This window comes from Streptomyces sp. NPDC056734 (assembly GCF_042790455.1).
Taxonomy (GTDB): Bacteria; Actinomycetota; Actinomycetes; order Streptomycetales; family Streptomycetaceae; genus Streptomyces.
The window spans coordinates 1-8,604 of sequence record NZ_JBHTZD010000013.1 but is presented as its reverse complement, the minus strand read 5'-3'; the positions used below and the strand labels follow the sequence as shown (position 1 = coordinate 8,604).

6 protein-coding genes are annotated in these 8,604 nt (G+C 71.7%); all 6 read right to left on the bottom strand.

Features of this window, described 5'->3' with window-relative positions; genetic code table 11:
* Nucleotides 1–59: 59 nt before the first annotated feature.
* Nucleotides 60–512 carry a cyclic nucleotide-binding domain-containing protein gene (locus ACFRFC_RS20420; protein WP_382679238.1) on the bottom strand — a complete coding sequence of 151 codons (453 nt, stop codon included), beginning with the start codon at nt 510–512 and terminating at the stop codon, nt 60–62.
* Nucleotides 513–846: 334 nt separating this feature from the next.
* Nucleotides 847–2,220 carry an NAD(P)/FAD-dependent oxidoreductase gene (locus ACFRFC_RS20415; RefSeq protein ID WP_382679241.1) on the bottom strand — a complete coding sequence of 458 codons (1,374 nt, stop codon included), beginning with the start codon at nt 2,218–2,220 and terminating at the stop codon, nt 847–849.
* 105 nt (nt 2,221–2,325) lie between these two features.
* Entirely contained in the window at nt 2,326–4,230 is a 1,905-nt protein-coding gene (locus tag ACFRFC_RS20410; protein WP_382679244.1) for an AMP-dependent synthetase/ligase, read from the bottom strand.
* Nucleotides 4,231–4,373: 143 nt separating this feature from the next.
* Nucleotides 4,374–6,731 (bottom strand): 1,4-alpha-glucan branching enzyme, encoded by a 2,358-nt coding sequence (glgB, locus tag ACFRFC_RS20405; RefSeq protein ID WP_382679247.1) that lies wholly within the window; start codon nt 6,729–6,731, stop codon nt 4,374–4,376.
* Between the two features lie 4 nt (nt 6,732–6,735).
* Nucleotides 6,736–8,238, bottom strand: coding sequence for a maltokinase (locus tag ACFRFC_RS20400; RefSeq protein WP_382679250.1), 1,503 nt, complete (start codon nt 8,236–8,238; stop codon nt 6,736–6,738).
* A gap of 28 nt (nt 8,239–8,266) precedes the next feature.
* Nucleotides 8,267–8,604: alpha-glucosidase C-terminal domain-containing protein (locus tag ACFRFC_RS20395; protein WP_383112637.1), on the bottom strand; the 338-nt coding region annotated here is incomplete at its 5' end.

Here is an 8,604-nt window from a genome sequence, read left to right as displayed (position 1 = left end):
CACCACCCGAGCACACCACCCGAGCACACCACCCGAGCACACCACCCGAGCACACCGCCTCACCACGACCGCCGGTGCATCTGGTACGCCTCCAGCAGCCGCCCCCGGGTCACCTCCAGCCGGTGCGCGAGGATCTCGGCGACGAGCCGGATCAGCGCCATGCCCAGCTCCGGATCCTCCTCGCACAGCACCAGCACGGCCCCGGCCTCGAACTCGTACGCCCGCACCGGACTGAACGCCTCCGCGCCGAAGTCCCACCGGTACGGCGGGAAGAGCCACGACCAGCCGAGCAGATCGCCCGCGCCCAGGCCCGCGACCGTCACCCGCCGCTGCGGGGTCACCTGCTGGTCGAGCGAGACGGCGCCCGAGCGGATCACCCAGAACCGGTCGGCGTCACCGCCCGCCTCGAAGATCCGGCTGTCCTCGGGGAAGGACACCTCGTGCGCCAGCCCCATCAGCCGGTCGCGCTGGGGCTGGGGGAGGGCGGTCAGCAGCTTCGTCGCTTTGGTCATGGCGCGGGGCTCCTCGCCGGGATGACGTTCGCCGGGTTGACGTTCCGTGCTTTCCCTATGCCCATTTCAGCCGCTCCCGGCGCCCCGGGCACCTCGGCGTCCGGCGCCGGTACGCGCGCATGAAAAAGCCCTGGCTGGACGGGGGAGGCCAGCCAGGGCCGTAAGCGGTGGCGCATGGGGGACGGCTCCGGTCGACCCCATGACCACGTATGCATGAACGATAAACCATGCACCAGAACTTCACACAATGGCCGTCATAAGGGGTGATGGGAGTCACGTCCGGCCAGGGTCATGTCCGGTCAGGTCACGTCCGGCCGGATCACTCCCCACCCGATCACTCCCCACCCGCCACGTCCGCCCCGCTCGCCACGCGCTCCCGCACCTGCTCCGGCGTGAGGTACGCGTGCACATACTCGAAGTCGCCCAGCTTGGCCCGCTTGCGGCTCTGGAAACCGGTCCGCACGAAATCGTCGCCCGCGACCGCGTTGAGCATCCAGTTGGTCAGCACCCGGGTCTTGGCCACATTGGTGCGCAGCGCCGACCAGTGGTAACCCCGGGCCACCGTCTGGGCGGCCACCCCGTGCAGCTCCACGCCGAGCGGCTTGGACACCGCGTCCTTCCCACCGAGATCGACCACCAGCCCCAGGTCCTTGTGGTGGTACGGGGTCATGGGGGCGCCCCGCAGCGTGGCGATGACGTTGTCGGCGGCCTTGCGGCCCTGCCGCATGGCGTGCTGCGCGGTCGGCGGGCAGACCGCCCCCTCCTCGCCCTTGGCCAGATCCGGCACCGCCGCCGAGTCACCCAGCGCGAACACCCCGTCGTACCCCGGCAGATTCAGTTCGGCGTTCACCGCGAGCCGTCCGCGCACGGTCTCGGCGCCGAGCGTCGCGATCAGCGGGCTGGCCACCACCCCGGCCGTCCAGATCAGTGTGCGGGTGGGGACCATCCGGCCGTCGGTGAAGGTGACCTCCCGGGCGCGCGCCTTGGCGATGGAGACGCCCAGCGAGATCTCCACCCCGCGCTCGCGCAGCACCCGCTGGGCGCTGAGACCCAGCTTGTCGCCCAGTTCCGGCATCAGCCTCGGCGCGATGTCGATGAGATGCCACTTGATCAGCCCCGGGTCGAGCCGCGGATAGCGCTTGACCGCGTTGCTGGTCAGCAGTTGCAGACAGGCCGCCGTCTCGGTGCCCGCGTAACCGCCGCCCACCACCACGAACTGGAGCCGCGAGGCCCGCTCGGCCGGGTCCTGGCTGGCGTCGGCGAGATCGAGCTGGGCGATCACATGGTCCCGGATGTAGGCCGCCTCGGCCAGCGTCTTCATGCCGTAGGCGTGGTCGACCAGGCCGGGGATGTCGAAGGTGCGGGTCACACTGCCGGGGGCCAGCACGATGTAGTCGTAGGGCACATCGACGATCCGGTCGGTGATCGTGCGGATCACACACACCTTGGACCGCAGATCCACGCCGATCGCGCCGCCCGGGATGATCCGGGTGCGGTACCTGCTGCTGCGCCGCAGGGACACCGCGATCGACTGCGGTGTCAGCACACCGGAGGCGACCTGCGGCAGCAGCGGCAGATAGAGCTGGTAGGAGAACGGGGTCACCAGGGTGACGTCGGCCTCGTCCGGACCGAGCCTGCGCTCCAGCCGGCGCACACAGCCCACACCGGCGAAGCCTGCGCCGACGACCAGGATCCTGGGTCGTGTCACGGTGTCCTTCCCTTCCGCGGGTCCAGGGGGGACGTGGACTGCCTCACCGACCAGGATGCACGCCCCCGCGACGTTGTGCGCCGGGCGCGGGCCGCGACGGGGTGGTCAGCGGAACACATTGTCGGCATCGTCCCAGCTCAGCGGGGACTCCCGGGTCACCGGACGCGGCGGGCGCGACCGTGCCTGGTACATCGCCTCGATCTCGGCGGCGTAGCGCCGCACGATCGCGTCCCGGCACAGCTTCATCGACGGCGTCAGCAACCCGTCCTCCACGGCGAACGGCCGGGGCAGCACCCGGAACACCCGGATCGACTCCGCCCGCGACACCGCGCTGTTCGCCGCCGCCACCGCCCGCCCCACCTCCTCGCGCAGCGCGTTCTCCTCCCGGTCCTCGTGCCCCGGCGCATCGCTCTGCCACACCAGCGCCGTCCGCCAGTGCGCCAGGAACTCCGGATCCAGGGTGATCAGCGCACCCACGCACGGCCGCCCGTCCCCGACCACCACCGCCTGATGGATCAGCGGATGCACCCGCATCCGGTGCTCCAGCGCCGACGGCGAGACACTCGTCCCGCCGCCCGTGATGATGACGTCCTTCTTGCGGCCGGTGATCGTCAGATAGCCGTCGCCGTCCAGATACCCGAGATCCCCGGTGGCCAGCCAGCCCCCGCGCAGCACCGAGCGGGTCGCCCGCTCGTCGTTCAGATACCCGTGGAACACCGACGGACCGCGCACCACGATCTCCCCGTCCTGCGCCATCGCGATCTCCGTGCCGGGCAGCGCCTGGCCGACCGTGCCCGACTTCTCCCGGCCCAGCGGCTGCATGGTGACCGCGCCGCTGGTCTCCGTCAGCCCGTAGCAGTCGTTCATGTGGATGCCGATGCCCTCGTAGAACAGGGCCAGATCACGGTTGAGGGGCGTGCCGCCGGAGCCGCCGCGCAGCACCCGGCCGCCCAGCGCGGCCCGCAGCCGCCGGTACACCGTCCGCTCGTACAGGGCGTGCTGGAGCCGCAGATCGAGCCCGGGGCCCGATCCCCGCCCGAGCCGCTGCCGCTCGCTCGCCGCCGCGTACGCCCGTGCCGTCTCCGCGGCCCGCTCGAACACCGCGCCCCGCCCGGCCTGCTGGGCCACCCGCAGAAAATTCTTGTAGATCTTCTCCAGCAGCGACGGCACCAGATACAGAAACGTCGGCCGGAAGGAGCGCAGGGCCGCGGACAGCGCCGCCTGGGTGAGTTCGGGCTCGTGCGCCAACTGCACCCCGCCCCGGACGCACAGGGTCTGCACCATCAGCCCGTACACATGGGAGAACGGCAGGAACGCCAGCACCCGGGCCTGTTCGCCGGGCGGCGCCGCCGTACCGCCCCAGCCGTCGAGGAGGACATCGCACGGGTGGGCCAGGCCCCGGTGGCTGATCGCGCAGCCCAGCGGCCGGTCGGTGGTGCCCGAGGTGTAGGTGATCGCGGCCGTGGAGTCCGGGTGCACGATCCGGCGCAGCGAGTCCACCGTCGTGGCGGGTATCAGCGTGCCGCGCGCCACGATCTGCTCGACGGCCTCCGCGTCCAGCTGCCACACATGGCGCAGCGTCGGCAGCGACGCGCACACCGAACCCACCGTCATCACCCCGTGCTCGTCCTCGACCAGCACGGCGGAGCAGACGGCGTCCCGCAGGATCCAGGCGATCTGGTCGCGCGAGGACGCCGGATGGATCGGCACGATCTCGGCGCCCACCGCCCACAGGGCGTAGCAGAACACCGTCCACTCGTACCGGTTGCGGCACATGATCGCCACGCGCTGGCCCGGGCTGATCCCGCAGGACACCAGCCCCTTGGCCAGATCCAGGACCTGGTCCCGCAGCTCCGCCGCCGTCACGTCCTGCCAGACCTGCGCGGCCGGGTCGGGGCGACGGGCGAGGACCGGCAGGGTGGGGTCCTCGTCGGCCTTGAGGAAGACACTGTCGGCGAGGCCGGCGGTGAGGGGCGGACCGGCCGAGGGAGCGAGGGCCCTCTCGCGCATGCGCTGCTCCAGAGGTGTACGGGGGGTGACTGCGCCGACGGGCTCGGTTATCACCGATGGTCGGAATCTAGCCGGTTCCCGTGCGGGGCGTCACCCGAAAGCACAACTGAGAGTCGGTTGTGACCTGCGCCTCCCCGCACCCCTCAGACCGGCCGCAGCCAGAGTGTCGCCAAGGGCGGCAGAGTCAGGGTGATATGGCCCGCTTGCGGCTTCAGCGGCCCCTCGGCGCTCACCCCGCCGCCCCCGTACCTCGACGCGTCCGTGTTGAGGGCCTGTGTCCAGGCCGGGACGGCGTCCCGGACCCCGATCCGGTAGCCCTGCCGGACCACCGGGGAGAAATTGCTGACCGAGATCAGCGGGGTGCCGTCGGCCGCGCGCCGCACGAACGCGAAGACGTTGTCGTCGGCCGCGTCCCCGATCAGCCACTCGAACCCGGCCGGGTCGGTGTCACGCTGCCACAGGGCGGGTGTCCGCCGGTAGACGGTGTTCAGCTCGCGCACCAGGTCCCGCACCCCCTGGTGGTCCGCCCGCGCCCCGTACCCCTGATCCAGCAGCCACCAGTCCGGCCCGTGCTCCTCCGACCACTCGGCGCCCTGCGCGAACTCCTGGCCCATGAAGAGGAGTTGCTTGCCCGGGTGGGCCCACATGAAGGCGAGGTAGGCGCGGTGGTCGGCCCGTTGCTGCCACCAGTCGCCCGGCATCTTCGACACCAGGGACCGCTTGCCGTGCACCACCTCGTCGTGCGAGATCGGCAGGAGGTAGTTCTCGCTGTACGCGTAGACCATCGAGAACGTCATGTCGTGATGGTGGTACTTGCGATGGACCGGCTCATGGGACATGTACTGGAGCGAGTCGTGCATCCAGCCCATGTTCCACTTCAGACCGAAGCCGAGACCACCGCTGTCCGTGGCGCGGGTGACGCCGTCCCAGGCAGTGGACTCCTCGGCGATGGTGACGATCCCGGGCACCCGCCGGTACACGGTCGCGTTCAGCTCCTTCAGGAACGCCACCGCGTCCAGATCCTCCCGGCCGCCGAACACATTCGGCGTCCACCGGCCCGAATCCCGGGAGTAGTCGAGGTAGAGCATGGAGGCCACGGCGTCCACCCGCAGCCCGTCGATATGGAACTCCTCGCACCAGTACACGGCGTTGGCGACCAGGAAGTTGCGCACCTCGACCCGGCCGTAGTCGAACACCAGGGTGCCCCAGTCGGGGTGCTCGGCCCGCCGGGCGTCCCCGGGCTCGTACAGCGGCTCCCCGTCGAACCGGGCCAGCGCCCAGTCGTCCTTGGGGAAGTGCGCCGGAACCCAGTCCATGATCACGCCGATGCCCGCCCGGTGCAGGGCGTCGACCAGGTGCTTGAAGTCGTCCGGGGTGCCCAGCCGCGAGGTCGGCGCGTAGAAGCCGGTGACCTGGTAGCCCCAGGAGCCGCCGAAGGGGTGCTCGGCGAGCGGCATCAGCTCCACGTGCGTGAAGCCCAGGTCCTTCACATAGGCCGGGAGTTCCCGCGCCAGCTCCCGGTACGTCAGCCCGGGGCGCCAGGACGCCAGGTGCACCTCGTACACCGAGAACGGGGCCTCGTGCACCGGCAGATCGTCCCGGTGCGCCAGCCACTGCTCGTCGGCCCACTCGTAGTGCGACGCGTGCACGACCGACGCGGTGTCGGGCGGGACCTCGGCGCGGCGGGCCATCGGGTCGGCCTTGAGGAAACGGCCGCCGGAGCGGGCGGTGATCTCGAACTTGTAGCGGGCACCCTCCCCGATGCCGGGCAGGAACAGCTCCCACACCCCGGACGCACCCAGCGAGCGCATCGGGAACGCCGTGCCGTCCCAGCAGGTGAAGTCCCCGGTCACCCGGACCCCCTGGGCGTTCGGCGCCCAGACCGTGAAGCGGGTGCCGGGCACACCCTCATGGGTCATCGGCTCGGCGCCCAGCGCCTTCCACAGCTGCTCGTGCCGTCCCTCGCGGATCAGGTGCAGGTCCAGCTCCCCGAGCGCGGGCAGGAAACGGTACGGGTCGTGCGTCTCCTGCTCGCCCTCGTCGTACGACACCACCAGCGTGTACGCCGGGATCCCGGCCGTCGGCACCAGCGCCGCGAACAGGCCGTCGCCCTCGGACGCCAGCGGGTAGCGCAGCTCGCCGATCCGGACATCCACCGCGCGGGCGAACGGGCGCAGCGCCCGGAACGCCACCCCGCCCGGCACCGGATGCGCGCCGAGCAGCGCGTGCGGGTCGTGATGCGAGCCGGACAGCAGGCGCCGCCGGTCCTCCGGGGGCAGGGCGGGTGCCTCATGAACCGGCGTGACCGGTGTGACCGGTGTGACCGACGTGTCCGGAGCGACCGGTGTGACCGGCGAGGTCGGAGCGACCGGCGCGGTCGGTACGGTCGGTACGGACGCAGGGGACCTGGTCGGTACGGACGCCGGGGACCCGGTAGGTCCGGGATCCGGGGACCTTGCCGGTCCGGACGGCTCCGGCAAAGAGGTGTCGCGCAATGCCACGGCTTCAGTCTCCTCTCACGGCGAGCCGCTCGATGGCCGCCATCGGTACGGCCAGCCAGTCGGGGCGGTGCCGGGCCTCGTACAGCACCTCATATACGGCACGGTCTGTCTCGTAGGCGCGCAGCAGCGCGTGCTTCTTGCGGGGGTCCCAGCCGGACCCGGCGGCATAGCCCGCGCAGAAGGCCTCGCGGCAGCGGCGGGCCCACTCCGGGCGCCACGGGCGGCGCTGCCGGGCCGCGTAGTCGAAGGAGCGCAGCATGCCCGCGATGTCCCGGACGGGGGAGTGCGGGCTGCGCCGCTCGGCCAGCGGACGCGACGGCTCGCCCTCGAAGTCGATGACGAACCACTCCCGGCCCGCCCGCAGCACCTGACCCAGATGCAGATCCCCGTGGATCCGCTGGGCGGGCGGCCCGGTGTCACAGCTCACCAGCGCGCTGAACGCGGACCGCAGCCCCGGTACATAGGGCCGTAGCGCGGGCACGCTGTGCGCGGCGGCGTCCAGCCGCTCGGCCATCGCCGCCGCCGTACGCGCCCCACTGTCACCGGGCTCACCACTCTCACCGGGCTCACCGGGCTCACCGGGCCCGGCGACCACTTCCGTCACCTCGGCACCACCGAGCGGACCGGCATCACCCCGCACACCGCCCACCCCCGCGTCGCCGCCGCCCGCCGGGAAGGCCGCCGCCAGTGACAGATGCACCTCGGCCATCGCCCGGCCCAGTTCGCCGGCCTGCGTGGCGAAGTCCTGGCCGGTGGCCAGCGCGTCGAGGGCGAGGGTCCAGCCGTCGGAGGCGTCCCGCAGGAACGGCTGGAGCACGCCCAGCGTGGCGCCGTACGGCTGGGTGGTACGGAACCACGCGGCCGGGGTCGGCACCCGGCCGCACCCCTGCCGGGCCAGTGCGCCGGTCACCTCCAGGTCCGGATTGACGCCGGGCTGGATCCGCCGGAACACCTTGAGGATGAACTCGTCCCCGTACACCAGGGAGGTGTTGGACTGCTCCGCGTCCAGCAGGCGGGGCGGCAGCGCGGGCGGGATCCGCAGCGCCGGGTCCGCCTCGAAGCGCAGCGGACCGGCCGTGCCGGGGTGCCGCAGCCGTTCCAGGAGCAGCTGGGCCGAGCGCGGGTCCTGGAGGGCGTCGTACACCACGAGCCCGGCGAGCGGACCCTCCTGGGTTGTGCCGATCAGTGCCCGGCCCAGGCGTGGGGACAGATGCTCCTGCACGCCGAGGAGCAGTTGGTAGCAGTCCCCGGGCGGTGGGGTGCCGCCGGGCGAGGGCACCTGGCCGTGCCCGGCGCCGTGGCCGCCCGCGTGTCCCGCGTGCACCAGCAGATGCAGACAGCCCGGGAACAGCTCGGTCATCGACAGCAGCCGCAGCTCCGTGACGGGCCGGTCCTTGCCGGCGAACCAGCGCTGCCGGGGCAGCCAGTCGCGCAGCAGCCCGTCGAGGGAGGCCATGGGCCGGGCGAGTCCGCTGGCGCCCGGGTGCGGAAAAACGGTCTTCGGCATGGTGACGCGTCCTTTCGGCGGCGCACGCTCACAGTCGACGGCCGATACGGGATGCCACTCGGGTGAGCCGGAACCAGTAGAAGCCGTGCCCCCCCAGGGTCAGCAGATAGGGCAGCTCACCGATGGCCGGGAAACGCACCCCGCCGAAGAGTTCGACCGGATGGCGTCCGTCGAACTCCCGCAGATCCAGTTCGGTGGGCTGGGCGAACCGCGAGAAGTTGCTGACACACAGCACCAGGTCGTCCTCGTGTTCGCGCAGGAACGCGAGGACGGCGGGGTTGGAGGAGGGGAGTTCGGTGTAGGTGCCGAGTCCGAAGGCGGGGTTCTGTTTGCGGATCTCGATCATCCGGCGGGTCCAGTGCAGCA